The sequence below is a fragment of the Rhizobium sp. 05L429 genome, from assembly GCF_056397645.1.
Genome location: NZ_JBFTNV010000089.1, coordinates 1 through 579 on the forward strand (window position 1 = coordinate 1; position 579 = coordinate 579).

Annotated in this window: 1 protein-coding gene; it reads right to left on the reverse strand. The window is 66.0% G+C overall.

Annotated features, from left to right (window positions below; translation table 11 throughout):
• Positions 1-579: VCBS domain-containing protein (locus AC1DNW_RS35440; protein ID WP_477855819.1), on the reverse strand; the 579-nt coding region annotated here is incomplete at both ends.

The following is a 579-nucleotide window of genomic DNA, read 5'->3' on the forward strand; positions in this document are numbered from 1 at the left end:
GTGCCGGAGAAGGTCCGCGTTGTGGCGTTGAAGGCCAGCCAGGCGGGCAGCGCCGTGCCGTCGGCAGCCGTTGCCGAATAGGTCAGCGTCTCGCCGCCGTCGACATCGGTGAAGGTGGTKGTCGGCAGCACGAAGGAGAAGGCCGAGCCGACGGTGGCATTCTGGGCGACCGTCTGGACAGCCAGCACCGGCGCATCATTGGCGCCGTGGATGGTGATGGTCAGGTTTGCCGTGGCGGTCGCACCGGCAGTGTCACGCATCGTGTAGCTGAAGACATCGCTCAGCGTATTGGTCGATTGCCGCAGTGCCTGGACAGCGGCACTGGTCTCGTTGAGCGCATAGCTATAGACGCCCGATGCGCTCAGCACCAGACTGCCATAGGTACCGTTCAGCGCCGTGCCGAGCGTGCCTGATGTCGCGCCGAAGCCGACCGCCGTGACCGTCTTGGTGTCGCCGGCATCCGGATCGGTATCGTTGGTCAGCACATTRCCGCTGGCAACCACGCCACCCGAACCATTGGCCGCACCGCCCTTCTCGGTCGCATCCCCCGCATCGGCAACCGCCGTCGGCGTCGCGTTG